The 26115-nt window shown below is 70.2% G+C and carries 21 protein-coding genes; 9 read left to right on the forward strand and 12 right to left on the reverse strand.

Going from position 1 to position 26115, the window contains the following annotated elements:
* Positions 1-67: 67 nt before the first annotated feature.
* On the forward strand, positions 68-592 hold the full coding sequence (locus ACIBG8_RS11450; protein ID WP_397342569.1) for a GNAT family N-acetyltransferase: 525 nt from the start codon (positions 68-70) through the stop codon (positions 590-592).
* Here ACIBG8_RS11450 and ACIBG8_RS11455 read toward each other — a convergent pair.
* Together ACIBG8_RS11455 and ACIBG8_RS11460 are read right to left on the reverse strand one after the other, a co-directional pair.
* Positions 552-965: a RidA family protein gene (locus ACIBG8_RS11455; protein ID WP_397342570.1), complete on the reverse strand. Its 414-nt coding sequence runs from the start codon at positions 963-965 to the stop codon at positions 552-554. The two genes, ACIBG8_RS11450 and ACIBG8_RS11455, sit on opposite strands and share 41 nt — an antisense overlap.
* A complete protein-coding gene (locus ACIBG8_RS11460; RefSeq protein WP_397342571.1) occupies positions 962-1414 on the reverse strand; it encodes a YdeI/OmpD-associated family protein in 453 nt (150 codons plus the stop codon). The genes ACIBG8_RS11455 and ACIBG8_RS11460 overlap by 4 nt, the downstream gene beginning before the upstream one ends.
* 224 nt (positions 1415-1638) lie before the next feature.
* On the opposite strand from ACIBG8_RS11460, the gene ACIBG8_RS11465 reads away from it, so the two are divergent.
* The 6 genes from ACIBG8_RS11465 to ACIBG8_RS11490 all read left to right on the forward strand — a co-directional run bounded on the left by ACIBG8_RS11465 (position 1639) and on the right by ACIBG8_RS11490 (position 10170).
* Positions 1639-2079: a DUF485 domain-containing protein gene (locus tag ACIBG8_RS11465; RefSeq protein WP_397342572.1), complete on the forward strand. Its 441-nt coding sequence runs from the start codon at positions 1639-1641 to the stop codon at positions 2077-2079.
* On the forward strand, positions 2076-3716 hold the full coding sequence (locus tag ACIBG8_RS11470) for a cation acetate symporter (RefSeq protein ID WP_397342573.1): 1641 nt from the start codon (positions 2076-2078) through the stop codon (positions 3714-3716). Before ACIBG8_RS11465 ends, ACIBG8_RS11470 begins: the two co-directional genes overlap by 4 nt.
* Before the next feature lie 45 nt (positions 3717-3761).
* Complete coding sequence (locus ACIBG8_RS11475) at positions 3762-5228, forward strand: alpha/beta hydrolase (protein ID WP_397342574.1); 1467 nt, start codon at positions 3762-3764, stop codon at positions 5226-5228.
* A gap of 5 nt (positions 5229-5233) precedes the next feature.
* On the forward strand, positions 5234-7594 hold the full coding sequence (gene uvrA, locus ACIBG8_RS11480) for an excinuclease ABC subunit UvrA (RefSeq protein WP_397342575.1): 2361 nt from the start codon (positions 5234-5236) through the stop codon (positions 7592-7594).
* Positions 7595-7657: 63 nt separating this feature from the next.
* Entirely contained in the window at positions 7658-9502 is a 1845-nt protein-coding gene (locus ACIBG8_RS11485) for a hypothetical protein (protein WP_397342576.1), read from the forward strand.
* A gap of 206 nt (positions 9503-9708) precedes the next feature.
* The gene (locus ACIBG8_RS11490) at positions 9709-10170 is read left to right on the forward strand and encodes a hypothetical protein (protein ID WP_397342577.1); all 462 of its coding nucleotides are present in this window, start codon (positions 9709-9711) and stop codon (positions 10168-10170) included.
* Here ACIBG8_RS11490 and ACIBG8_RS11495 read toward each other — a convergent pair.
* The 8 genes from ACIBG8_RS11495 to ACIBG8_RS11530 are packed head-to-tail and all read right to left on the reverse strand — an operon-like array spanning position 10160 to position 20610.
* Positions 10160-11269 carry a methyltransferase gene (locus ACIBG8_RS11495; RefSeq protein ID WP_397342578.1) on the reverse strand — a complete coding sequence of 370 codons (1110 nt, stop codon included), beginning with the start codon at positions 11267-11269 and terminating at the stop codon, positions 10160-10162. The two genes, ACIBG8_RS11490 and ACIBG8_RS11495, sit on opposite strands and share 11 nt — an antisense overlap.
* 13 nt (positions 11270-11282) lie before the next feature.
* Positions 11283-12371, reverse strand: coding sequence for an acetamidase/formamidase family protein (locus tag ACIBG8_RS11500; RefSeq protein WP_397342579.1), 1089 nt, complete (start codon positions 12369-12371; stop codon positions 11283-11285).
* A gap of 30 nt (positions 12372-12401) precedes the next feature.
* The gene (locus ACIBG8_RS11505; RefSeq protein ID WP_397342580.1) at positions 12402-14243 is read right to left on the reverse strand and encodes a glycoside hydrolase family 15 protein; all 1842 of its coding nucleotides are present in this window, start codon (positions 14241-14243) and stop codon (positions 12402-12404) included.
* 11 nt (positions 14244-14254) lie between these two features.
* Complete coding sequence (locus tag ACIBG8_RS11510; protein WP_397342581.1) at positions 14255-15079, reverse strand: sugar ABC transporter permease; 825 nt, start codon at positions 15077-15079, stop codon at positions 14255-14257.
* The gene (locus tag ACIBG8_RS11515) at positions 15079-16494 is read right to left on the reverse strand and encodes an ABC transporter permease subunit (RefSeq protein WP_397342582.1); all 1416 of its coding nucleotides are present in this window, start codon (positions 16492-16494) and stop codon (positions 15079-15081) included. The genes ACIBG8_RS11510 and ACIBG8_RS11515 overlap by 1 nt, the downstream gene beginning before the upstream one ends.
* Positions 16494-17648 (reverse strand): extracellular solute-binding protein, encoded by a 1155-nt coding sequence (locus ACIBG8_RS11520; RefSeq protein WP_397342583.1) that lies wholly within the window; start codon positions 17646-17648, stop codon positions 16494-16496. Before ACIBG8_RS11520 ends, ACIBG8_RS11515 begins: the two co-directional genes overlap by 1 nt.
* An 11-nt stretch (positions 17649-17659) precedes the next feature.
* Positions 17660-18964, reverse strand: a complete 1305-nt coding sequence (locus tag ACIBG8_RS11525) for an alpha/beta hydrolase (RefSeq protein ID WP_397342584.1) — start codon at positions 18962-18964, stop codon at positions 17660-17662.
* A 26-nt stretch (positions 18965-18990) separates the two neighbouring features.
* Positions 18991-20610: a glycoside hydrolase family 13 protein gene (locus ACIBG8_RS11530; RefSeq protein ID WP_397342585.1), complete on the reverse strand. Its 1620-nt coding sequence runs from the start codon at positions 20608-20610 to the stop codon at positions 18991-18993.
* Positions 20611-20840: 230 nt separating this feature from the next.
* On the opposite strand from ACIBG8_RS11530, the gene ACIBG8_RS11535 reads away from it, so the two are divergent.
* A complete protein-coding gene (locus ACIBG8_RS11535) occupies positions 20841-22013 on the forward strand; it encodes a LacI family DNA-binding transcriptional regulator (RefSeq protein ID WP_397342586.1) in 1173 nt (390 codons plus the stop codon).
* 13 nt (positions 22014-22026) lie between these two features.
* A complete protein-coding gene (locus tag ACIBG8_RS11540) occupies positions 22027-24210 on the forward strand; it encodes an ATP-dependent RecD-like DNA helicase (RefSeq protein WP_397342587.1) in 2184 nt (727 codons plus the stop codon).
* Between the two features lie 13 nt (positions 24211-24223).
* On the opposite strand, the gene ACIBG8_RS11545 is transcribed toward ACIBG8_RS11540, so the two are convergent.
* On the reverse strand, positions 24224-24874 hold the full coding sequence (locus ACIBG8_RS11545) for a B3/4 domain-containing protein (protein WP_397342588.1): 651 nt from the start codon (positions 24872-24874) through the stop codon (positions 24224-24226).
* Complete coding sequence (locus tag ACIBG8_RS11550; protein ID WP_397342589.1) at positions 24871-26088, reverse strand: MFS transporter; 1218 nt, start codon at positions 26086-26088, stop codon at positions 24871-24873. The genes ACIBG8_RS11545 and ACIBG8_RS11550 overlap by 4 nt, the downstream gene beginning before the upstream one ends.
* Positions 26089-26115 lie beyond the last annotated feature (27 nt).

Below are 26115 nucleotides of genomic sequence, written 5' to 3' on the forward strand. Positions count from 1 at the left end.
GCGATATCTGACAGAGTTGGCGTTGTCAGCTTGTGACATACCGAGCGGCGCATCGATCGTAAGTGTTATGCGTCATGTCCGCATTCGTCAGGCTTTCGACCCCGATCTGCCCGCTCTGGCTGATTCTCTCGGGCAGGAGCACTACTTCGCCGACCAGCTGGCCAGGCAGCGCGACGGGCACGGTGTCCTGCTCGTGGCCTGGGACGCCTTCATCCCCGTCGGCGACGTCTACCTCTGGCTCGGCTCGGCCGAGGAGCCTGAGCTGCGCGACCGCCTGCCCGGCGTCCCGCTGCTGACCCACCTGGAGGTCGCGCCAGGACACCGTGGCGCGTGCATCGGCACCCTCCTGGTGGGTACGGCGGAGCAGTGCCTGGTCGCGCGCGGCCACACGCGGGTCGCCCTGGGCGTGGCGCCGGACAACGAGCGGGTGCACCGCTTCTACCACCGCCTGGGATACGTCGAATGGCCGTATCCGCCGATCTGGACGAGCAGGGACGTCTACGGGCCGGACGGCGTCGTGCTCAGGGAGGCGGAGCGGTGCCGGGTGTTCGTCAAGGAGCTTCGGCGGGCCGAGGTGGGAGGGCGGCGGTGAGGTCCAGTTCGACGAGCTGCCCGGTGAAGCCGAGCTGCGCCACCCCCAGCAACGTGCTCGCCGTCGTGAACGCCGGTCCGAGCGGCGAGGCGTTCAGACGGGTCCACACGGCCGCCAGGACCGGGGTCTGGGAGCTCACGACGTAGATCACCGAGCGGACGACCTGGTCGGGCTTCGCCCCCACGGCCTCCAGGGCGGTCATCGCGTTGGCGATCACCTGGTCCACCTGGGCGTCCAGGCCGTTGACGACCTTTCCCGAGGCGTCCAGCGGGCACTGGCCGGCCAGGTGCGCGGTACGGCCGGCCTCGACGATGGTGACGTGCGCGTAGCCGGGGGTCTGGTGCAGCTCTGGGGGGTTGACTCTGGTGATCACGGGCGGATCTTGCCTTCTTCCAGTCGTTCCACGGCGGCGGCGACCCGCTTGGTGCGGGTCTCCTCCTTCTTGGCGCTCTCCACCCAGCCCACGTAGGCCCGCTGGTTGCTGTACGACAGCGTGCCGAAGAACGCGGCCGCCTCAGGGGAGCCCTCGAAGGCCTGGGCGAGGTCGTCGGGCACGTCGACCGAGCGCGGCTCGGTGTCGAGTTCCAGGGTGACCTCCACCTCGTCCCCGGCGGCCACCCCGGCCGCCGCGCGGTTCTCGGCGCTGAGGGGCAGCATGAACAGCTCGCCGTACGCGGCGACGGTGCTGCGGTAGGTGTGCGGACCGACGGTCACCAGGACGGGCGGGCGCTTGCCCTGGCCCAGCGCCTCCACCACGTCGGGGGGCACCTGGAAGCCGGTCGCCGTCTTACCGCCGAGTTCGATCGTGGTGCGGAACCTCATTCGACTACGGTATCCGCGTTGGCGATCACCACGCAGCCCTGGCTCGCCGTTCTGTCCGGAAATGTGGTGACGGAGTTGACCCCTGGGTCTTCTGGGGTTGACTTTCCCTCCTGACCTGCCGCCTTTATCTCGTTTCCCAGAAAAACTGGGAACCCTCCGCATATCGTCGTACCACTGTGGAGTTGGGCCGCCACAGAGGGTCACAAGGGTTGGGGAGAGGGCCGATGCAGCATCGGAGGGGGGAGACCGTCGCGCGCGGGCACTACGCGGCGATGGCCAACGACCGGCGGTTCCGGCTCTTACAGAAGCGGTTCCGCCGGCTCGCGATAGGGGTGATCGGCTCGTTCCTGGGCTGGTACCTGCTGTACATCTCCCTGTCCGCCTTCGCCCGCGACTTCATGGCCCGCCCGGCGTTCGGCAACATCAACATGGCCCTCCTGCTGGGCGTCCTGCAGTTCGTCTCCACCTTCGTGCTCGCCTGGCGCTACACGCGCTACTCCAAGACCATGATCGACCCACTCGCCACCCAGCTCCGCGACGAGGCCGAGCTGCGGCAGGCCGAGTTCGACCGCATGGAGGACGTCCTGGCCGAGCGCCGCCGCATCGAGAACTGGACCCCGCCGGCGCACCGGCGTCCGAGGCACCAGCGGGGAGGCAGGCGATGAGCGCGCTGACGTTCGGGCTGTTCACCCTGTTCATCGCCATCACGCTCGGCATCACGTTCTGGGCCAGGGCCAACACCAAGAGCGCCGTCGACTTCTACGCCGGCGGCCGCACCTTCTCCGGCCCGCAGAACGGCCTGGCCCTGGCGGGCGACTACATGTCGGCCGCGTCCTTCCTCGGCATCGCGGGCATCATCGCGCTGTCGGGCTATGACGGGTTCCTCTACTCCATCGGCTTCCTCGTCGCATGGTTGCTGACGCTGCTGCTGGTCGAGCTGATGCGCAACGCGGGCCGCTTCACCATGGCCGACGTGCTGTCCTACCGGGTCAAGCGCCAGCCCAAGGTCCGCACCGCCGCGGTGATCTCGACGGTCACGGTGTCGGTGTTCTACCTGCTGGCGCAGATGGTCGGCGCAGGGGCGCTGGTGTCGCTGCTGCTCGGCGTCTCCACCGACGCGGCCAAGACCGTCACGATCATCGCCGTCGGCGCGATGATGATCTTCTACGTGATGTTCGGCGGGATGAAGGGCACCACCTGGGTGCAGATCATCAAGGCCGTCCTGCTGATGTTCGGCACGATCGTGCTGACCGTGCTGGTGCTCGGCCGGTTCGGCTTCAACCTCAGCGACCTGCTCGGCACCGCGGCGCACCGCAGCGGCTCGGCGAACTTCCTGCAGCCGGGCAGCAGGTTCGGCAAGGAGGTGGCCGGTGATCCGTTCAAGACCCTGGTCAACAAGCTCGACTTCATCAGCCTGGCCCTGGCCCTGGTTCTGGGTACGGCGGGCCTGCCGCACATCGTGAGCCGCTTCTTCACGGTGCCCGACGCCCGCGCGGCGCGCACGAGCGTCAACTGGGCGATCGGCCTGGTCGGCGTCTTCTACCTGATGACGCTGGCGCTCGGCTTCGGCGCCACCGCGCTGGTCGGCCGCGACGCGATCACCGCGCAGGACCCCACGGGCAACACGGCGGCGCTGCAGCTCGCCCACGTGCTGGGCACGTATGTGGGCGGGCCGGTCGGGGGCGACCTGCTGCTGGCGTTCATCGGCGCGGTCGCTTTCGCCACGATCCTGGCGGTGGTGTCCGGTCTGGTCATGGCCTCATCGACGTCGATGGCGCACGACTTCTTCGGCCACGTGCTGATGTTCGGCAGGCCGCGCGAGTCGCAGGAGGTGGGGGTCGCCCGGCTGTCGGCGTTCGTCATCGGGTTCTTCGCGATCGTGCTGGCCGTCGTGGCCCGCCACCAGAACGTCGCGTTCCTCGTCGCACTTGCATTCGCGATGGCCGCCTCGGCGAACCTGCCGGCGATCATGTTGTCGCTGTTCTGGAAGCGGTTCAACTCCGCCGGGGTCGTGGCGGGCATCTACGGCGGGCTGGCGGGGTCGTTGCTGTTGGTCATCTTCTCGCCCGTGGTGTCGGGCAAGATCGACCCGGTCACGCACAAGAGCCTGTCGCTGTTCCCCGCCGGGGTGGACTTCCACTGGTTCCCGATGGAGAACCCCGGGCTGGTGTCGATCCCGTTCGGCTTCCTGTGCGCTGTCCTGGCCACGCTGCTCAGCACCGAGGTCGCCGACCAGGAGCGTTACGACGAGCTGGCCGTACGGTCCCTGACCGGCACCGGCTCGCACGAGGCGGAGAGATAAGCGGCTGTAAAGGCGATCGCAACCTCGGACCGGTTGAATGGCTTCATGCACATGCTGACGTCCCTCCTTCTGAGCGCGGGTCTCCTGGTGTCCCCGGGCCAGTCCTCGCCCTTGCAGTCCTTCTACCACCAGAAGCTCGCCTGGTCCGACTGCGGCGGCGGTTTCCAGTGCGCGAAGCTGAGCGTGCCGCTCGACTACGCGCGTCCGGGCAAGGAGAAGATCACGATCAGCGTGATCAGGTTGCCGGCGAGCGGCAGGAACAGGATCGGCTCGCTCGTCCTCAACCCGGGCGGTCCCGGCGGGTCCGGTGTGCAGTACGCGAAGTCCGCCAAGTCGGTCGTGACCGACGGGGTGCGCCAGCGGTTCGACATCGTGGGCTTCGACCCGCGCGGCGTGGGCGACTCGACGCCGGTGCGCTGCCTGTCCGGCAAGCAGCTCGACGCCTACATGGCCGTCGACTCCACGCCCGACACCAAGGCGGAGGTCAGGGAGCTGAAGGATGCCAGCAAGCTGTACGGCCAGGCCTGCCAGGCCAAGGCGGGCAAGCTCCTGGCGCACGTCGGCACCGAGGACGCCGCGCGCGACATGGACGTCCTGCGCGCCGCGCTCGGCGACAAGGGCCTGACGTACCTGGGCAAGTCGTACGGCACTTACCTCGGCGCCACCTACGCCGACCTTTTCCCGAAGAAGGTGCGCGCCCTCGTCCTCGACGGCGCCGTCGACCCGACGCTGCCGTTCATCACGATGAACGGCGTGCAGGCGCGCGGCTTCGAGACGGCGTTCGAGGCGTTCGCCAAGGACTGCTTCGCCGCCGGCGACTGCCCCTTCACCGGGCGCACCGTGAAGTCCGCCTACGCCGAGCTGGCCAAGCTGCTGAAGGCGGCCGACACCAAGCCGCTGCGCAACACCCAGGACAGCAGGAGGATCAACGAGTCGATCGTGATCACCGGGGTGCTGACCCCGCTGTACGACCACGCGGCGTGGCCGGTGCTGCGCCAGGCGCTGGCCAACGGGTTCAAGGGCGACGGCACGATCCTGCTGCGCATCGCCGACATCTACTTCGAGCGCGACCCCGACGGCTCCTTCTCCAACCAGAACGACGCCAACACCGCGATCAACTGCCTCGACCGGTCCTACCCCGCCTCGCCCGAGGCGTACGCGAGGAAGGTGGCCAAGGCGGTCAAGAAGGCACCGCACTTCGGGCCGTACGTCGCCGGTGGCGTGATGCCGTGCGCGTACTGGCCGGTCAGGTCGAAGGGCACCGACAAGCCGCTGCGCGCCAAGGGTTCAGGGCCGATCGTCGTGGTGGGCACGCTGCGTGACCCGGCCACGCCGTACGCCTGGGCTCAGGCACTGGCCAAGCAGCTCGACGCCGGGGTGCTGATCAGCTACGACGGCGACGGGCACACCGCGTACAAGACCAACTCCACCTGCGTGGACCGGCTGGTCGACGCCTACCTGATCGGCCAGAGCGCGCCGGCGGAGGACATCAGCTGCCCCAAGGTAGGCTGACCTGGGTGATCATCGTCAGCGACGCCCGCGAGCACAACCTGAAACACGTGGACGTGGCAGCGCCCCGCGACAGCATCGTGGTGTTCAGCGGGGTGTCCGGCTCGGGCAAGTCGTCGCTGGCCTTCGGCACCATCTACGCCGAGGCCCAGCGGCGCTACCTGGAGTCGGTCAGCCCCTACGCGCGGCGGCTGATCGACCAGGTGGGGGCGCCGAAGGTGGGCGACATCACCGGGCTTCCGCCCGCCGTGGCATTGCAGCAGGCGCGCGGCGGCGGCAGCGTCCGCTCCTCTGTCGGTACGGTCACCCAGCTCTCCAACGTGTTGCGCATGCTCTACTCCCGCGCCGGCGCCTACCCGCCGGGCGCGGCGCGGCTCGACTCCGACGCCTTCTCCCCCAACACGCCCGCAGGGGCCTGCCCGGAGTGCCACGGTCTGGGGCAGGTGCACACGGTCAGCGAGGAAAGCCTGGTCCCCGACCCGTCGCTGACCATCAGGGAGGGCGCCGTCGCCGCCTGGCCAGGGGCGTGGCAGGGCAAGAACTACCGCGACATCCTGAGCGAGCTGGGCGTCGACGTGGACGTGCCCTGGTCGGAGCTGCCCGCCGAGCGGCGCGAGTGGATCCTCATGACCGACGAGCAGCCGGTCGTGACCGTGCACCCGGTGCGCGAGGCGGCGCGTATCCAGCGGCCCTACCAGGGCACCTATGCCAGCGCGAAGCGGTACGTGCTGCACACCTACGCCACGACCAAGAGCGCGTCGCTGCGCGCCAAGGCCGAGCGGCACCTGGTGACCTCGCCGTGCCCGGTGTGCGGCGGGAGGCGGTTGCGCCCCGAGGCGCTGGCGGTGCTGTTCGCGGGGCGCGACATCACGCAGATGGCGGCGCTGCCGATGGCGGCGCTGGCCGACGTCCTCGACGTGCCCGCCGACCTGGACGAGGTGCACGCGCAGGCGGCCCGGTCGCTGGTGGACAACATCAGGGGGCGGGTGGCCACGATGGCCGAGCTCGGGCTCGGGTACCTGAGCACGGACCGGTCGACGACGACGTTGTCGTCCGGCGAGTTGCAGCGGCTGCGGCTGGCGACGCAGCTGCGGTCCGGGCTGTTCGGGGTGCTGTACGTGCTGGACGAGCCGTCTGCCGGGCTGCATCCGGCGGACACGCAGGCGCTGCTGGCGGCGCTTCGCCGGCTCCGGGCGGCGGGGAACTCGCTGTTCGTGGTGGAGCACAACCTGGACGTCATGCGCGAGGCCGAGTGGATCGTGGACGTGGGGCCCGGGGCGGGCGAGCGTGGGGGACGCGTCCTCTACAGCGGGCCCGTGGACGGGCTGGCCGCCGTCGCCGAGTCGGCGACCCGGCGTTACCTGTTCTCTCCCGCGCGCGTCGCGGAAGGGGGCGGCGAGCCGTACGGCTGGCTGGAACTGAGCGGGGTGACCCGGCACAACCTGCGCGACCTGGAGGTCGGCTTTCCCCTCGGGGCGCTGACGGCGGTCACCGGGGTGTCGGGGTCGGGGAAGTCGACGCTGGTCAGCCAGGTGCTCGCGGACGTCGTCGAGGGGAACGGCGACGGGGTCACGGTCAAGGGGCTGGAGGGGGTGGACCGGCTGGTGCGGGTGGACCAGCAGCCCATCGGGCGCACGCCGCGCTCCAACCTGGCCACGTACACCGGGCTGTTCGACGCGGTGCGCAAGGTGTTCGCGGCGACGCCCGAGGCTCGGCGGCTGGGTTATGACGCGGGGCGGTTCTCGTTCAACGTGCAGGGCGGGCGGTGCGAGAACTGCCAGGGCGAGGGGGTGATCTCCATCGAGATGGTGTTCCTGCCGGGTGCCTCCGCGCCTTGCCCGGTCTGTCATGGGGCGCGCTACAACGCGGAGACGCTCGCGGTGACCGTGGACGGGCGGTCGATCGCGGACGTGCTCGACCTGACGGTGGAGCAGGCGGTGCCGGTGCTCGCCGACGTCCCGGCTGCGGCGCGCAGTCTTGCCGTGCTCGCGGAGGTGGGGCTCGGCTATCTGCGCCTGGGGCAGCCCGCGACGACGTTGTCCGGCGGGGAGGCGCAGCGCATCAAGCTGGCCAGGGAGCTGCAGCGGGTACGGCGGGGCAACACGATGTACGTCCTGGACGAGCCGACGACGGGGCTGCATCCGGCGGACGTGGAGCTGCTGATGGGGCAGCTACGCGGCCTGGTGGCGGCCGGGGACACGGTGGTGCTGGTGGAGCACGATATGGCGGTGGTCGCGGGGGCCGACTGGGTCATCGACATGGGCCCCGGCGCAGGGGACGCCGGAGGCCGTATCGTCGCCGCTGGCCCACCCTCGGACGTCGCCGCGAACAGTCCGGTGACCGGCCCCTACCTTGCCGCGGCTCTATAACGTTCACGGTGCGAAACACAACAATCACTGGGAAGCACACAACAGCCGGGTTACCGTCACAGAATGCGGCGCACGGAGCAGCGCATCGTCGACATCAGCCGACCGGACGAGCTCATCCGCTACGCTGCCGCCGCCCAGCTCATCCGCCTCGACGAGATGAACATCCCGCAGAACGTGGTCGCCCGCGCCACCGGCATCGGGACAGGAAACCTCTCCAACTGCCTCAACGGCAGCCAGACCCTGACGGCCGACAAGCTCGAGAAACTCGACCAGTCGATCGTCGCGCTCGCCCCCGACATGGACTACACGGGGCGGCTGAGCTCGCTCGGCACCCGGCTGCGCGGCCTGGAGGGCAGGATCGCCCCGGTGGCCGCCACCCCGCCCGGCTGGACCTGGGAGATGCTGCAGGAGATCTCCGACAGGAAGTTCGAGGTGCTAATCCAGTCCTCCGCGCTGCTGTCGATGTTCCTGGCAGTGGACAAGGAGCCCGGCCGGGTCAGGCTGCTGCGCGGCCGCTACAAGGACCAGCTTCCCGACCTGGTCGAGCGGCTGATCCACATCGGCACAGCGCCACCCACGCCGCGCAACATCGACGCGCTCGTGCTCGTCGGCAGCCTGGCGAAATACTCCTTCGAGTCGACCAGCAAGCAGCTGGAGGAGGCGCTGCTGAGGCTGCCGATCGGCTTCCGGGTGTGGCGGGCGATCACCAAGCTGGTCCAGCTCACCCCGATGGACTCGCGGCTGGCCGAGAAGCTGCGGCCGTGGATCTACATCCTGCTGGTCAACTTCGGCGAGGAGCTGCGCGCCAACAGCATCTATCCCGGCCGCTCGCTCGACCTCGAGCTGGCCATCGCCGTCCCTCGTGACTGGTCGCCGCCCGGACCGGACGACTGGGTGAAGGAGTTCCTGCTCGCCAGGGCGTGGAACGGCGAGGCGACGATCCGCGAGCGGGGGACCGCGGCGATGGGGTTGTGGCAGCGCACGTTCGACGGCGAGTGCAGGACTCCGGACCGTGACGAGGTCGAGGCGGAGCTGCGCCGGTTGATCGCGACGTTCAGGCAGGACGGCTACCGTCCGGACGCCGCGGGCGGGCTGCACTGGATCGCGGCGACCCTGGAGCACGTCCTCTACCGCGACATCCCGGTGTGCAACGAGTGGCCAGCCACCAGCGAGCCGTGGCGCAAGGTGGTCGCGGACGCGGCCGATCTGCTGGGCCGCGGCGTGCCCAAGCACCTGGTCCAGGGCACCGCGACGCTGTTCGAGCACGCGTTGATGCAGAACGCGGGCGTCTACCGCCGCCAGGCGATCGACACGCTGGTGGCCGGCGGGCTGATCGAGCCGGTGGCGCGGGCGCTGCAGTATGTGCTCAAGCAGGAGAAGAACGAGGTGTGGCTGCGCATCCGCGCCCTGTTCGCCCTCGGCTTCCTGCAGCACAGGGACCTGAACGTGGCGCACATCCTCACCGACGCCTTCGCCGAGGCGTACGCCAACCTGATGAGCTCGCACGAGCCCACTCGGGCCCAGATCACCGAGATGCACGTGGTGATGTTCGCCATCGGCGACTGCTTCGGCGCGAGGTTCGGCGCCAAGCACGCACCCCAGGCGGCGCTCAGCATCAGGGCGGGCATCAGCGACTTCCTGCGCGCCCTGGTGGTCAGCCCGCAGACCAGGCAACCCGACCGGTACCCGGTCGCCAGGGCGGCCGCCTACCTGCTGACCGTCACCGCCCGCGATCGCGAGCGGCCGGACGTGGAGGATCTGTCGCAGGAGCTGCTGCGCCGGCTGCTCGACCACCCTGACGAGGTGACCAGGCGTTTCGCCGCCTGGACGCTCGGCTTCCGCTTCGCGCCCGACGGCACGGTGCGCCCGCTGGTTTGTGCGGCACAACGGTCCGTTGTGACGGCATAACAGTACGGCTCGCGCCATAGCGAACCGTTGTGAGCTGCCAAGACGGCCTTCCGGCCGCACTGGCGTTCTCGCACGGCGTCATGGAGATTGGAAACGTCAGCGGCCCCCCTGCCGCCGTGCGGGCAGAAGAGGGGCCGGCCATGAAGACGGGGATCTGGCTCGATCTGCGGTCGGCCAGATCTCGGCATTGCCTGCTAGGAGGCATCATGCCGTTCTCCAACTTCCACCGTACTGCCGCCGTGCGGTGGGCGATAGACATTCCCGGTGTACGCAACCAGGACGGCAGCGCCCCGCAGTTCAGCGGCGGCCGGCCGTCCTGGCTCGCCACTGTGTACACCATCCCGCTCGTCGGGGCGGGGCGCACCGTCCTGGGCGCCGTCGGGCCCGTCGACCCGCGCGGCAGCCTCGGCGTCTACGCCGTGTGCGTGGTCCTGGCCTGGATCATCGCCAAGCTGGTCAGGAGCGTCAGCGGCGAGCACTGCTCGCGCGTGTGCAGCACCGCCATCGGGCTGGCCGGCATCGTCACGGCCGTCGCCGTCTCCGGCGGCGCACCGGCCGACGTGTGGTCGGCGCGCATCGGCCCGTTGGCGGTGATGGGGCTCATGATCGGGCTCAACCTGACCGGTGAGCTCCTGGTGCGACTGCGCCCGGCCGGTGTCAGCGTTTGACGGCGCGGAGGATGACGAACTTGGGGTCGCTGGTCATCACGTCGCAGTTGCCGAAGAGGCGGCGCAGCTTCAGGTGGTAACCCAGATGCCGGTTGCCGATCACCCACAGCTCGCCGCCCTTGCGCAGCGCCGTCCGTGACCCCGTGAACATGCGCCACGCCACCGCGTCCGACGTCTGCTTGTGCGTGTGGAAAGGCGGGTTGTTGAGCACCAGGTCGACGCTGCCCGGCTCCACCCACGACAGCCCGTCGGCGATCTCGAACCGCGCAGCCGTACCGGCGTTGTCGTGGAAGGTCTCCCTGGCGGAGGCCACCGCCTGGTAGGACTCGTCGGTGAACAGCACCTCGGCGTCCGGGTTGGCCAGCGCGACCGCCAGGCCGACCACGCCGTTGCCGCATCCCAGGTCGGCGACGCGCTCCCTACCGCTGCTGTGGGGCATGTTCTGGAGCAGGAACCGCGTCCCCATGTCGAGGCGGTCGGCGCAGAAGATGCCCGAGTGGTTGGTGACCGTCAAACCCGACACGGCGCCGACGCCGTCCTCCAGGGCGTACCGCAACGGCCACGGGCTGGGCACCCTGGGCAGCGACAGATCGGGCGTGGCGAAGATCAGCCGCGCCTTCCTCACCGCCAGAGACGTCTTCGTCGGCCCGATGATCTTCTCGAACAGCTTCAGCGTCGAGGTGTGGATCTCGGTGACCATCCCGGTGCCCACGACGAGCGTGCCCTCGTGGATGGCGGGCGCGAGCCGGTGCAGCTGGTCCTCCAGCAGCCCCAGGTTCTTCGGCACCCGCACCAGCAGCACGTCGATCCGCGACGGCGGCGCGTCCTGCGTGGTCAGCAGCCGCACCGCGTCCTCCGCGACGCCGTTGCGCTTGAGGTTGGCGCGGGTCGCCTCCTGGGTGAGGAAGGAGTCGGTGATCTGCACCGGCCGGTGCGCGGCGAGCGCCGTCGTCAGCGCGCCCCACCGGTCGCCGACGATCACGACCTCGCCGGAAACCCCCACCTCCTCCAGGTGCGCCAGGAGGTAGTCGTCCGACGCGTCCCAGGCGCGGAGCAGGTCACGTGGATCTTCGGGAAAACGCGTCAGGTCGAGGTTCATCAGACCTTCAAGGCTAGTCGAAGATGTCCAGCGGCAGGAACGCCGACACCAGCAGGTTCGGCACGTCGACGAGCTGGCTCACCTTGAGGTCGACGGCGACCGAGCACAGGGCGTACGCCTGCTGCCTGGTCCACCCCCGCTCCCCCAGGTGGTCGATCATGGACAGCAGGGCGTTGCGCGCGGCCAGCGTGAGGTCCTCGGCCGACACCTCGCCGTCGCGGCTGACCGACATGCCGGTCGTTGCGTAGTAGGACCGCTCAGGCTCGGCTCGCCGGGGCACGACGAACCGCGGCCCGGTGATCCCCGCCTCGTTCTCGAGTACGGCGAAGCGGACCCGGAGCGTCGCGCTCATCTCGATGGCCGTCCCGCACGCCTCCCCGTCCCCCTGGGCGTAGTGCGCGTCGCCGGCGGAGAACAGCGCGCCGGGCGTGTCGACCGGGACGATCAGCTTCGTCCCGGCGGTGAGCTGCTTGATGTCGACGTTGCCCGCCTGCTCCCTGGGCGGGACCGTGCGCAGCCCGTGTACGGCGATGCCCGGGTCGCGCGGCACCGCCCCGTCCGCGGACGGCGGCAGCACGAACCCGCCGCGCTCCAGCGAGGCCTGCTCGCGCGCCGTGATCCTGGCCATCGACTGGTGTCCCGGCGACAACCCGATGGTCCCCATGAACGGCGCCGCCGGGATCCGCACGCCCGGCAGGTCCCTGGAGGTGGCGAAGCCGTCGTCGAGCCGCCACCGCACCATGAACGGCTCGGGGAACGCGTCACGCAGGAAGCCGAAGCCGGGCACCTGGACGGTGTAGCCGTAGGTGTCCGGGACCACCTCCAGGATCTCGATCTCGAGCAGGTCGCCGGGCCGAGCCCCCTCGACGTAGACGGGCCCGGTCAGCGGGTGCACGACGCCCAGGTCAGGGGCCTCGACGGACTTGAGCGTGGCGTGCGGCCCCATCTGCCCGTCGAAGGCGTCGCGCGTCTCCATGACGACCTCGTCGCCCGGCTGGCAGCGCAGGACGGGCGGGATGTCGGGGTGCCAGCGGTTGTGGCCCTTCGCCGGCTCCTCGGCCAGGGTGGCTGCCCTGTCGATGCGTATCTCGTGTACGGCCATGGGCCACGATCCGCCCGCTCCCCTGGGCTGTCAATGCGGCTCCTGCTCCGCCCTGATGATGTGGATCACCGCGTTGATCAGCGCCAGGTGGGTGAACGCCTGGGGGAAGTTGCCCAGGTGGCGGCCGTTGGCCGGGTTGATCTCCTCGGCGTACAGACCGAGGGGGCTGGCGAACGACAGCAGCTTCTCGCACAGCCGCCTGGCCCGGCCCAGCTCCCCGATCTCGACGAGCGCCGACACCAGCCAGAACGAGCAGATGGTGAAGCTGCCCTCCTCGCCGTCGAGCCCGTCGTCGGTCTCCTTGGTCAGGTAGCGCAGCACCAGGTCGTCGACGGTGAGGTTCTCGGCGATGGCGTTGACGGTCGCCTTCACCCGCGCGTCCTCCGGCGGCAGGAACCGGACGAGCGGGATGAGCAGCAGCGAGGCGTCGAGCGCGTCGGTGCCGTAGTGCTGGGTGAAGACGCCCTTCTCGGTCACCCCGTTGGCCAGCACGTCGGCGTGGATCTCGTCGGCGACGGCCTGCCAGCGCGCGGCCAGCTCAGGCTCCTCGCGCAGCCTGGCCAGGCGGGCGCCGCGGTCGGTGGCGACCCAGCACATGACCTTGGAGGAGGTGAAGTGCTGCGGCTCGCCGCGCACCTCCCAGATGCCGCGGTCGGGTTCTCCCCAGTTGGCGATGGCCGACTCGACGAGCCGCTTGATGATCGTCCAGGTGCGGGTGTCGAGCCGGTCGCGGGACTTGATGTGGAGGTAGAAGGAGTCGAGGATGGCGCCCCACACGTCGTTCTGGCGGTGGGTGTAGGCGCCGTTGCCGATGCGGACCGGTGTCGCGCCGTCGTAGCCGTACAGGTGGTCGAGCGTCTCCTCGGCGAGGTCGCGCTCGCCGCCCACGCCGTACATGATCTGCAGGTCGTGGTCGCGCTCGGCGACGTCGGCGATGAACCAGAAGAAGTCGTCGGCCTCCCAGTCGAAGCCGAGCGTGTACAGGCCCCACAGGGCGAAGGTCGAGTCGCGGATCCAGCTGTAGCGGTAGTCCCAGTTGCGCTCGCCGCCCGGCGTCTCGGGCAGCGAGGTGGTGGCTGCCGCGACGAGCGCGCCGGTGGGGGCGTAGGTGAGGCCCTTGAGGGTGAGGGCGCTGCGCTCCAGGTAGGCGCGCCAGGGGTGGTCGGGGAAGTCGCCCCTGGCCAGCCAGTGCTGCCAGTGGTGCGCGGTCCAGACGAGCTTGTCGTAGGCCTCTTCGAAGCTGTACGGCGGGGCGTGCTTGCTCCACGAGAGCGCGCAGAAGCGAGTCTGCCCCTCCTTGAGCAGGGTGCGCGCGGTGGCCTTGCCCGCCTCGAAGCCGAGCCGCATGTCGGTGGTGAGGGTGAGCTCCAGGTCGACGCCGTCGGCGGTGGCGACGCCCTGGTGGTAGCCGCGCTCGGTGTGCTCCCAGTGGGCGGCGCGCGTGCCGTACTCGAAGACCGGCTCGCACTCCAGGGTGATCTGCACCTCCCCGCTGACGCAGCGCACGGTACGCAGCAGCACGTGCTCGGCGTCGTAGTCGGTCGGCGCGCGGCGCTGCAGCGGGTTCGGCTCGCCGTTGTGGTGCCACGGGCCGATGAGCAGCAGGTCGCGGACGATCACCCAGCCGGTCGGCGTGCCCCAGCTCGTCTCCAGCACCATGGTGCCCGGGATGTAGCGGCGGGCGGCGGGCACCCGCTGGTCGGCTGGACCGAGCCGGAAGCCGCCCGCGCCGCGGTCGAGGACGGCGCCGAACACGCTCGGTGAGTCGAGGCGTGGCAGGCAGAGCCACTCGACGTTGCCGCTCGCCGCGACCAGCGCGGTGACCTCACAGTCGGACAGGAATCCGTATTCGCCGATCGGCGGGAATGACATACTCCCCAATTTCAGCCCTTGACCGCCCCGCTGGTCAAACCGCCGACGATGAAACGCTGCAGGAACTGGAAGAGCACGAGCACCGGCAGCGCCCCGAGCAGGGCGCCGGCGGCGAACAGGCCCCAGTTCTGCCCGAGCTGGTAGGACACGAGCTGGTAGAGGCCGACGGCGAGCGTCTGCTGGCCCGGCTCGGTGAGGACGAGCCCGGCGATGACGAAGTCGTTGAGCGTGGCCACGAAGGAGAACAGCGCCACCACCACGAGGATCGGCGCGACCAGCGGCAGCAGTACCCGGAAGAAGACCTGCGCGTGGGTGGCGCCGTCGATCTGCGCCGACTCGTCCAGCTCCTTCGGCACGGTGTCGAAGAAGCCCTTCATCAGGTAGGTGTTCACGCCGAGCGCGCCGCCCAGGTAGACCATGACCAGGCCGAGCCTGCTGCCCAGTCCGATCGGCGGGAACACGTCCTTGAGCGCGGTCAGCAGCAGGAAGATCGCCACGTAGGCGAGCACCTGCGGGAAGAGCTGCACGAACACCAGCCCGGTCAGCCCGGCGCGCCTGCCACGGAAGCGGAATCTGGAGAAGGCGTACGCGGCGCACGCGCCCAGGAACACCGACCCGGCGGCGGTGACCAGGCCGATGAGCATCGAGTTGGCGAACCAGGCGCCGAAGGGCCGCAGCGGGTCGCCGAACAGCTGCGCGTAGTGCGCGCCGGTCACCTCGGCGAAGAGCTCGTTGGAGCCGGTGAGCGTGCCGCTCGGGTTGACCGAGGCGGACACGACGAACAGGAGCGGGAACACCGCGACGGCCACGGCCGCGATCCCGATGAGGTGGCGCATCAGGTGGCCTCCAGCCTGCGGGCCCGGCGGAAGCCGGCCAGCGAGATCGCCGCGATGACGGCGAAGATGAGGATGGACACCGCGCAGGCCAGCCCGTAGTTCCTGGCGCTGCCGCCGAAGGCGAGCTTGTAGACCAGCGAGATGAGCAGGTCGGTGGAGCCGACCTCGACGGGCGCCCCCGGGTCGCGCGGGCCGCCGCCGGTCAGCATGTAGATGACGTTGAAGTTATTGAAGCTGAACGCGAACGTGGCGACCAGCACGGGCGCGGTCGAGGCGAGCAGCATGGGCAGCTTGACCGCGCGCAGCACCCGCCACCGGCCCGCGCCGTCGATCTGGGCGGCCTCGGTGAGCTGGGGCGGGATGGCCTGCAGCGCGCCGGAGCAGATGAGGAACATGTAGGGGAAGCCGATCCAGACGTTGACCGCGAGAACCGCCGCCTTGGCCAGCCATGGGTCGGTCAGCCACGGGATGTGCGCGCCGCCGAGCAGGACGGCGTTGACGTAGCCGTGGTCGGTGTTGAGCAGGCCCTGCCACAGGATGGCCGACATGAAGGCGGGAAAGGCGTACGGCAGGACGATCAGGGGCCGGTAGAAGCGCATGCGCCTGCCGCCGAGCACGAGGGCGAGGCCCAGGCCGATGGCGAAGGTGAACGCGACCGACAGCCCGGCGAAGGCGAACGTCCAGACGAGGACGCCGAGAAACGGCCCCCTAATCTCCGGATTTGTCAGGATTTTTTGGAAGTTTTCCAGGCCGACGAAGACCTTCCAGCCGGGGCTCAGGGTGGCGCCCGTGTTGGACGCGAACCTACCGTGGCCGTCGTCGCGGTAGACCGTTTTCCCGTCGGTGATCGTGTCGGTCCTCGCGTCGTAGGTGAGGCGGGAGCGGTAGAGCGCCGCCGTCACGGCGTCCGAGGTACGGAGCACGCCCTTGCCAGGCACCTCGACGCGCAGCGCGGTGATCTCCGTCTGGCGCTGGAGGATCTCGGCGTAGGTGAGCGGCCGCCAGCCACCCGTCCCCTCTCCGGCTTTTTCCTCTCCGGTCATCAGGCTGAGCCGTCCGTCCTTCTCCACGACGCGGACCGGTTCGGACGGCGCGCCGGGCACGCGGGTCTCCGCCGCCGCGAGGATGGCGGCGATCGCGTCCTGTTTGGTGGCGTTGTGGCCGTCGCCGTAGTTGGTGAAGGCGGCGTAGCCGGTGTAGAGGACGACGTAGACCTGGTAGACGAGCAGCAGGACGACGCCGGGGGCCAGGTACTTGGCCGGGACACGCTTCTTCCCGAGGTAGATGACGTTGATCGCGGCCGTGGCCGCCAGCATCGCCGCCGCGGCCCACCACTGCCGCTGCGTGGCGAGCGCGACCAGGCCGTAGACGGCGACGGCGTCGACCACGGCGAGCAGGAGGAGCTTGGCGCGCATCAGGCGCCGATCTTGGCGCGGATCCGGTCGGCCGCGTCCCTGGTCAGCTCGGCCGGGTTTTCGTCGCCCGTGATGATCGCGAGCTGCGACAGGCCCCAGTCGCCCCAGACGGCGTCCATCTCCGGGACGTTCGGCGCGGGCTCGCCCCCGCTCGCCGCCTCGGCGAACCCGGTCGTGTCGGGGACCGACGTCATCGCGGGCGGGCGGCCGCCGGTCGCGTGCAGGGCCTGCTGCGCCTGCTGGGTGGACAGGTAGTTGAGGACGAAGTCACTGGCCAGGATGGGGTTGGCCGTCTTGGCGCTCACGTAGAACCCCTGCACGCCGACGAACGGCCTGGCCGGGTCCTGCCCTGCGCTCGGCACGGGCTCGACCTCGTACGGCACGCCCTTCAGCGCCGGCGCGTCCCAGGGGCCGGTGATCAGGTAGGGGGTCCTGCCCTTGCGGAAGGCGCTGGTGGCGATCTCGCCGCTGAGTGAGGTGGACACCACCTTGTCCTTGGCCAGTTTCCGCAGGTAGGCGGCGAACTTCAGGCCGCCCTCGTCGTCGATGGCGAGCGTGCCGCCCTTGAAGACGGCGGAGCCGAACGAGGTCATCAGGGGATACAGGTGGTACGGCGAGCCCGCCTTGGGGTCGACCGGGAGGCCGACGGGGAAGTCGGCTTCACCGTCCTTGACGAGCTTGGCGCCGGTGGCCACGAGGTCGTCGAACGTCTTCGGCCGCTCCGGGGCGAGCTTGGGGTTGCGCAGGAGGGCGACGCTCTCGATGGCGTACGGCAGGCCGTACACCTGGCCCTGGTAGGTCATCGCGGCGACGGCGGCCGGCTGGAAGCGGTCCGCGCGGGAGCCCAGGTCCAGCGGGGCGAGGACGCCGTTCTGGACGAGCTTGCCGAGCCAGTCGTGCGGGCCGACGATCACGTCAGGGCCCTGGCCGGTGGGGGCCTGGGAGACGAAGTCGTCGCGCAGGCCGCCCATGCCCTTCTGGACGACGGCCACCTTGACGCCGCGTTCGCGTTCGAAGGCCTTGGCCAGGTCGGTCAGGGGTTTGGCTCGGCTGTCGTCGGCCCAGATGGTGAGGGTGACCTGTTCGGGAGGGTTCGGGGTCTGGGCCGCACATCCTGCTACGAGGAGGGCCAGGCAGGCGAGGGTGGGGCGCATGGGGGTGCTCCTCATGATCCTGAGTGGGGGTCGGTCCAGGCGTCGACCCTGACGACGAGGCGGCGGTCCCGGTCGTGCCTGAAGGGGTTTCTGATGGGTTGTCCGTCGGCGTCGAGCCCGTCGCAGCGCCAGCCTCTGCCCACGGTGCCGTTCAGTCCGAGACCCCGGGGGAGGTTCCAGGTGCCGTGGTGGATGCCTGGGGCTTGCCGGGTGGTGACAAGGCCGGAGAAATAGACGGTGTCGGAAATGTCGGGCGCGGTGACGACGGTGACGTCGAGGGTCGCCGTGGGGTCGCCTGCTTCGACGGTGACGTGCGTATCCCCCACCTCAAGGACCTGTCCTATGGTGGCGGTCACCTGTGCGGTGCCGGGCGTCAAAGCGGTCGCCCGCGCCGCGCCCGCCGGTTTCAGCAGGTGTTCCGGGGCCCACGAAAGATCCGCGGAGAGCGCCGAGTAGGTGCAGCCGTCCGCCCTGACGACGGCGGGCGCCAGGTCGACCGTCTGGCCCACGGCGACCGTCGTGTCCGTCTGGCCGTCCGCTCGCCGTACCGCGGGACCTTCCGTACCGAAGAGGTGCAGGAGGGCGCTGGCGGCGCGCTCCTGCCAGGCGCTCTCGTGGTGGGGCGCGCCGGGGTCGTGGCGGTAGCGCAGCTCGTCGTCAGGGGTGTAGCCGAGCGCGAGCAGCTCGTCGACCAGGGCTCTGGCGTGGTGGGCGGTGATCAGTCCCTCCATGCCGCCGATGTCGACCCACACCCGGCCCGGCCCCTTACGGGAGAAATGCCGGTGGACGGGCGTCTCCTCCAGGGTCTCCGGGTCCACGAAGACGAGGAACGGCGACATGACCGCGGCCAGGCCGAACACGTCGGGACGCCGGAAGGCCAGGTGGTAGCTCACCAGGCCGCCCATCGACGAACCCATCACCGCCGTCAGGGCCGGGTCGTCCGTCGTCGGGTACCTCTCGCGGACCAGCGGCATGAGCTCCTCGACGAGGAACCGTTCGTACAGCTCGCCGACGAAACGGCCGCGCGGGTCGCGAGGGTAGGGGGCGACGTGCGAGTACTCGGCGCCGCGCTCGTCTCCTGCGTTGGACACGCCGACGGCGACCAGCGGCGGCAGGACACCGTCGGCGATCAGCCGGTCGAGCGTCTCGTCCAGCCGCCAGCTCGGCTCCAGGCCCGCTCCGGCGAACACGTGCTGGCCGTCCTGGAGATACACGACCGGGTACGGCCCGGCCGTCAGTGGCTGCGGGGTGTAGACGAAGACGTCACGCGTGTTGCCCAGATGTTCCGAGCGCACGCCGCTCAGTACGTCGATCATGCTTCTCGCTCCCTCTGGCTTCCAGGTCATGCTTCGAGCTCCCAGACGTGGAAGGCGGGGCCGTCGCCCGGCATGGGGGCGCCTGGGGTCAGGTCGGGGCCGCCGGTGAGGCTGGCTGCGGCCTTCGCGGCCTTCATCGGCTCGTGTGATGACCTGCTGACCTGGACGATCAGGGTCTCGCCCGGGGTGGCGCGCTCGTAGACGACGACGTCGGGGCCGGTGTGCAGCCAGCGCAGGCCGCCGGTGCCGAGCGCCTCGTGCTCGCGGCGCAGCCGTACCAGCTGCCGGTAGACCGCGTAGGTGCCCTCGTCCCAGCGGGCGCGGTCCCAGGGGAAGGGGCGACGGCCGTCCTCCAGGTGCACGCCCTCCACGCCGACCTCGTCACCCGCGAAGATCATCGGCAGGCCGGGCAGGGTGAACAGGAGGGCTGCGCCGAGGTGCTGGTGGTCGCGTCCGGCGACCGAGCGGAACCTGGCGGTGTCGTGCGAGTCGAGCAACGTCAGGTTGTGGGTGAACGCGCGCCACGGGATGAGTGCGGAGAAACGCCGCATCACCTCGGCCATGTCGGCTCCGCCGTACTGCGGGATGGGGCCGGGAACGCCCCAGAACTCGGTGGAACGTTCCTTCGCCAGCCACGACCAGACGGGCCTGGCGAAACCGGCGTAGGACATGGTGCCGTGCCAGCCGTCGCCGCGCAGCGCTCGTGAGGCGTCGAACTGGTGCTCGGCCAGCAACAACGCGTCATGGCCCGCCATCGTGGCCCTGGTGAGCCTGGCCGCCTCGTCGTTCAGTTCGATCGCGCCGTGGCGTCCTGCCGACTGGGCGACGTCGACGCGCCAGCCGTCCAGGTGCTCCAGGTAGCGGGCGATCACCGAGTCAGGGCCGTCGTAGAGGCGGCGGCGCAGTTCCGGGGAGCGGTGGTCGAACTTGGGCAGCGTCTTGACTCCGGCGAACGTGGCGTAGTCGTCGCCGTCCACGTAGTAGAAGTCGTCGCGGTCGCTCTGGAACCACTCGTGGCCGTCGCCCGAGTGGTTGAGGGTGATGTCGCCGATGACCCGCATGCCCCTTCTACGCGCCTCCGCGCTGAGGGCGGCGAGCGCCTCGTCGCCGCCCAGGAGCGGGTCGACGTGGGCGAAGGTGGTGGCGTCGTAGCGGTGGTTGGAGCGGGCGGGGAAGAACGGGGTCAGGTAGATCAGGTTCGCGCCGAGGTCGGCCAGGTGGTCGAGGTGCTCGGTGACGCCCCAGAGGTCGCCGCCGTAGATCTGCTGCAGCGCGCCGTCCTGGCCCCAGGGGATGGGGTCGTCCCAGTCGGCTCGCCGTACCCACTCCGGGTCCTGGGCGGTGACGCGGCCCGAGCGGGCGAAGCGGTCGGGGAAGATCTGGTAGATCACCGCGTCGGCCGCCCACTTCGGCGGGCCGGGGTAGGTGGTCAGGAGGAAGTCGGTGGTGTCCGGCACGTCCAGGCGGGACAGACCGGCCGCCGTCAACCACAGCGGGCCTTCGGCCGTGTGCAGGAGGAAACGGTAGTTGCACACGGGGTTCACCATGCTGATCGTGCAGCGCCACCAGATCTCTTCCGGCGTCCGGCGATCCACGGTGGCTTCGGTGAAACGGGGCTCGCCGTCGGGCGCCGTGCGGGCGTACACGGCCTTTATATGATCTTTTGTCCGGATATATACGGTCACGTGATCGCCCTCTTGTGGCGACGGGTTCGTGACGTACAGGGGCGAGCCGTCGTGGTGCGCCACCGTGTTGCAGAGTGTTTCTCGATAGCCCATGCTGTTACTGCTCCTTCGTCTCCTTGGACCCTAGGAACAGCGCAAATGGGCTCGCAACACCTCGCAACATGTTTCAGTCTTTTCTCGAAGGGCCGCTCGTGACACGTCCGTCCGTCCGCATGATCGCCGCCCGCGTGGGGGTGAGCGCCGCGACGGTGAGCAGGGTGCTCAACGACAGGCCAGGCGTGTCCGAGGAGCTCAGGGCCAGAGTCCTGCAGGGTATGCGAGAGCACGGGCTGATCGCCCCGACCGTGGAGCCGTTCGTCGGGATCATCGTTCCGGAGCTGGACAACCCGGTCTTTCCGCTGCTCGCCGGGGCGATCGAGGCCAAGCTCGGCGCGCAGGGCGTCACGGCGCTGATCGGCAGCTCGACGGCCAAGGGGCCGACCGAGCTCGACTACATCTCCGCCCTGGTACGGCGGGGCATCCAGGGCCTCGTGCTCATCTCGGGACGTCATGCCAATCCGGCGGCGGACCACGGCTTCTACTGGCAGCTCCACCAGCAGCGCATCCCCATGGTGCTGGTCGGCGGGCGCGTGGACGACCTGCCGGTCTCGACCGTCAGCACCGACGAGGCGCTGGGCGCGGCGATGGCGGTGTCGCACCTGAGGGAGCTGGGGCACACCCGCATCGGGCTGGCTGGAGGGCAGGGCTACCTGCGTCCCTCCCACAACCGGCTGACGGGGTATTGGCGGGAGATGCGGCGCTCTTTCGGCGCGGTTCATGACGCGTTCTACGTCGAGTCGGACTACTCGCTGACCGGGGGGCACGCGGCTGCCCGCCGGCTGCTCGAGACGGGGGCGACGGCGATCATCTGCGGGAGCGACCTGATGGCGCTGGGGGCGGTCGCGGCGGTACGGCAGGCTGGGTTGTCGGTGCCTGGGGATGTTTCGGTGATCGGTTATGACGACTCGTATCTGGCGGCGCACGGGGACCCGGCGTTGACGACGGTGCAGCAGCCGGTGGAGCAGATGGCTACGGCGGTGGCGCAGGCGTTGGGGCAGCGGTTGCAGGGCTTCCACGCACCGCACGTGGACCACGTCTTCGCTCCACGCCTGGTCGTCCGCGCCTCCACCGCCCACGCCCCCAGCCCCACCCCTCCCCCCAACCCCACCCTCTCCCCGGACCCCACCCTCGCCCCAGCCCCCCTTCCCACCCACTCCCCCGAGCCCCGCCCCGCTTGGCCCACCACCGAGGCCCGCCCGACCCGCCCCGCCACCGAGGACCATCGTGGTGGCGGGATCTCCGGGCGTTCTGTCGGTCGCGGCTGATTGGATTCCTGTCGTGGAGGCCTCCGTCGAGCAGCTCGTATACGTCAGGGAAGACGAGTACACCGTCGCGCGCATGAGCGCCGAGGGCGTGCCCGGCTTCCCGACGGCTGACGACCGCGAGGGTGGGGCGGAGGTGCATGCGGGGCGGGGGGTGCGGAGTTTTGTGGCTGTTGGGCGGGCGCTCGCCGGGGTGCAGCCGGGTGAGACCGTGGAGCTCACCGGCGAATGGGGCGAGCATGCGCGCCACGGCCCCCGCTTCACCGTCACCTCCTGCGAGCGCGTCATCCCCGCCACCGTCCACGCCATCCAGCTCTACCTCGGCTCAGGTCTGATCCGCGGCATCGGCCCGCGCCTGGCGCACGCGATCGTCAGCCACTTCGGCGACACCGCGCTCAAGGTCATCGACGCCGCCCCCGAGCGCCTGGTCGAGGTCATCAACATCGGCCCCGTACGGCAGGCGCAGATCGTCGAGGCGTGGCGCGAGCAGAAGGACATCGCCGACCTCATGGTCGTGCTGCAGGGCTATGGCGTCAGCCCGCTCCTCGCCGCCAAGATCTACCAGGTCTTCGGCTCGACGTCCCGCGAGGTCCTGAGCGGTGATCCGTACAAGCTGATCGGCCAGGTGCGGGGCATCGCCTTCGCCACGGCCGACCGCATCGCGCTGCGCTCCGGCGTACCGGAGAACAGCCCGCAACGCATCGGCGCGGGCATCCTCGACACCCTGGAGACGGCCGCCGCCAGGCACGGGCACTGCCACCTGACCGTGACCGCCCTGGTCACCCTGGCCGGCGAGCTGCTGGAGCAGGGCCCTGATGTCGTACGGCGCGGGGTGGACGCGCTGACCGCAGAGCGCAGGGTGGTCGTCGAGGCCGACGACTCGGGTCACACCGTTGTCTACACCAAGGAGCTGCACAGCCGCGAGGTGGCGCTGGCCGCGCAGGTGGCCAGGCTGTCCGGGGCGCGCTCGACGTTGCCGATGCGGCCGTTCAAGGAGGACGCGTCGCTGCACGACGACCAGCTCGCCGCCGTCAACATGGCGCTGACCAGCACGGTCTCGATCCTCACCGGCGGCCCCGGCTGCGGGAAGAGCCACACGGTGAAGGCGATCGCGGCGACCGTACGCGCGATGGGCGGCACCGTCACCCTCGCCGCGCCCACCGGCAAGGCGGCCAAGCGGCTGTCCGAGCTGACCGGGCAGCCCGCCATGACCGTGCACCGCATGCTCGGCCACACGCCCGACCCCGACGTGCTGTTCGACCGCACGCCGGTGCAGGCGGACCTGGTGGTGGTCGACGAGGCGTCGATGCTCGACCTCGCGCTGGCCACCCGGCTGTGCTCGGCGATCCCGTCGGGGTCGCACCTGCTGCTGGTCGGCGACAGCGACCAGTTGCCGAGCATCGGGCCGGGGAGCGTGCTCGCGGACCTGCTGGCGGTGGAGGAGGTGCCGCGGATGCGGCTCACCCACGTCTTCCGCCAGGCGGCCGACAGCGGCATCATCCGCGCCGCGCACCTGATCAGGACGGGGTCGATGCCCGTTCTGCCGGGTGGGGGTGGGTTCTGGTTCGAGGAGGTCGACGATCCCACGCGGGTGGCCTCGCGGGTGGTGCGGCTGGCGACGGAGGCGATCCCGGCCAAGCAGGGGGTGACGCCCGAGCAGGTGCAGGTGCTGGGGACGATGCGGCGGGGCGACACGGGGACGCTGGCGTTGGGGCGGATGCTGCAGGAGCGGCTGAACCCGGCGCGCGACGGGGTGGCGGAGTGCTGGGCGGGGCCGGTGGTGTTCCGGGTCGGGGACCGGGTGATGCCTATCCGCAACAACTACGACAAAGGGGTGTTCAACGGGGAGACGGGGGTGGTGACCGAGGTGGTGCAGGAGGAGAGGCGGCTGTCGGTGCGTACGGATGACGGGGTGGAGGTGTCGTACGGGTTCTCGGAGCTGGACGAGCTGACCCACGCGTACGCGATCAGCGTGCACCGGGCGCAGGGCAGCGAGTACCCGTTCGTGGTGGCCCCGGTGGTGGCGGAGGCGGGGGGCATCATGCTGCGTCGGCGGCTGCTGTACACGTTGGTGACGCGGGCTCGGGCGTGGGTGGTGCTGGTGGGGCAGCGGGAGGCGTTGCAGACGGCGGTGCAGCGCGTGGGCCACCGCCGCAACACCCAACTAGCCCACCGCCTGCTCCACACCCTCACCCCCTGACCCGCCGGGGCGATCACCAGTCGAATGCCGGGGCGTCGGCGCTGAGGACTGTTGCGGTGCCGCCCAGTTCGGAGACCACGGTGTCCACCAGGCGGCGCACGTCGGACGCAGCCCCTGCGTGCAGGCCCTCGGCGATGATGAGCACCTCCGACGTGCTGCCACTCACCGCCGACAACCCGCTCTGCCGGTTGGTCCACCGGCGCGCGTGCGCCTGCCCCTTCTCGTCGGCGAAGATCACCTCACCAGGGGCCGGGTTCTCCAGCGAGCCACCAAAAGTCTGGTACGTCTCGTCCCCCTTGGCGTACCGCACCTCCAGGGACCCCGCCACCCGAGACACGTCGATCGCCGCCACCGGGATCGCGAAAGCCACCGAGATCGCGTTGCACAGGTCCACCAAGGGGTGCACCCGAGGCAACACCCCCTCCTTACGCAGCCGCCGCAACAACGACTCAGAAGCGCACCGGTACTGCGTCGGCTTCAACCCCATCTGCGAGAACGCCCGCCGCCACGCCTGGATCTCCGGCAACTCGGCCTCAGGTCCCTGAAAAGCGCGTGCCGTGTAGAAGTCCACCCGGTCGGCGACCGACGTATACCGGGCGTGGACCACCCCGGCAGCCAGCGTGGGAAAGTCGGCCCAGATCTCAGGAGCGTGCGAAAATCTCATACCCGCGATCCTGCCGACCCGATGGTCCTCCGAACAAGTCCAATGATGCGCCCCCCGAGCAGACCAATCACCACGAGCAGGATGACCGCCACCACCCTCGCCAACCCCTGGTAGCCGAACAACGACACCACGGTCCCCGCGAGCAGCGCCCCGCCCGCCGCCGTGAGCTGCATGACGAAGTCGGACGCCCCCTGCGCCATCGCCCGCCGCCCGACCGGCACCGCGGTCGTCAGCAGCGTGGACCCGGCGATGAACCCCGCCGACCAGCCCGCACCGAGGAGTACGAGCCCGGCCCCCACCACCACGGGCCCGTCGCCGGCCTGCAGAACGACGGCCGACCCGAGCTGGATGATCAGCCCGGCGGCGAGCAGCCGCTCGGCACCGAACCGGTCGGCGAGGTACCCCACCAGCGGCCCAGGCAGGAACATGGCCGCCACGTGGGCGCTGATCACCACGCCGATCGCGGCCAGGTCGGCCCCGTGGTGGTGCAGGTGGATGCCCGCCATGTTCATGAGCGAGATCATCACCGCGTGCGTGGTCACCATCGCCACCAGCCCGCGCCGCGCCGCCGGGATCGAGCGGACCGTCGCCAGCGCCTTCCTGATCGAGGTGCGCTCCGGCGTCCCCGCCAGGTGCAGCGGGTCTGGCCGCAGCCCGGCGGCCACGACGGTGGCGCCGAGCACGAGGAGCGCGGCGATGACGATGAACAGCCCGGTCATCGGCGGCAGCCCGGGGATCAGCCGGTCGGCGAACGGGATGAGCAGCGGCCCCGACACCCCTCCGGCCAGCGAGGCCCACTGCAGCACGCCGAGCGCCCGCCCCGGCTTCTCGGCCAGGTCGGTGGCGGCGAACCTGGTCTGCAGCCCGGCCGCGATGCCGCCCCCGGCCAGCAGCGAGCCGAGCAGGACGAGCGGGAAGTCGCCGCCCAGGTAACCGGGCACGATCAGCAGGATGCCGGTCGCGCTGAGCAGCGAGCCGGTCGCGATGCCGACGCGACGGCCGTGCCGTACGGCGAGGCGGGCCAGGACGATGCTGAAGACCATCGCCCCGCAGGTAATCAGCGCCTGGGACAGGCCCGCGAGGGTTTGCGAGCCGGTCATCTGCTCGGCGAGCAGCGGCAGCACCGGGCCGAGGATGCCCATGACGATGGTGCCGACGATCTGGGAGACGATGAGGACGCGGAGCGTTCTGCGCTGCACGAGGCGAAGGTCCATGTCGCCCACGCTTCTTCAACGCCGTAC

This window comes from Nonomuraea sp. NPDC050556 (assembly GCF_044457355.1).
GTDB lineage: Bacteria > Actinomycetota > Actinomycetes > Streptosporangiales > Streptosporangiaceae > Nonomuraea.